At 65.6% G+C, this 302-nt stretch carries 1 protein-coding gene; it reads right to left on the bottom strand.

Features of this window, described 5'->3' with window-relative positions:
• The coding region (locus tag KVT39_RS36735) for a cyclic nucleotide-binding domain-containing protein (RefSeq protein ID WP_217591456.1) at nucleotides 1-302 on the bottom strand (302 nt) is incomplete at both ends.

The following is a 302-nucleotide window of genomic DNA, read 5'->3' as shown; positions in this document are numbered from 1 at the left end:
GAGCAGCAGCATCAACGCGGACTCGCGGGCGATCTCGCCGCTCATCATCTGGTAGACGTGGTGCTGCATCGTCCGTACTTCGCGCCAGTCCTGTTCGAGCTGGCCGAACGCAATGATGCAGACGGTGCTGTCTTCGAGCGCGATCGCATCGCCGTTGTGATGGCCGGTGTGCACACCGCCCAGTCCGAGCGATTCGCCGACGATCTGGAAGCCGGTCACCTGCTCGTCGCCGTCGCGGTGCATGACGACGGTCTTGGACGGCCCGGTTCTCACCGCGTAGACGCTGGTGGGCGGATCGCCGG

This window comes from Burkholderia sp. GbtcB21, assembly GCF_019091065.1.
GTDB classification, from domain to species: domain Bacteria; phylum Pseudomonadota; class Gammaproteobacteria; order Burkholderiales; family Burkholderiaceae; genus Burkholderia; species Burkholderia pyrrocinia_C.
The sequence above is the reverse complement of the archived record's forward strand: the minus strand, read 5'-3'. Positions and strand labels throughout refer to the sequence as shown.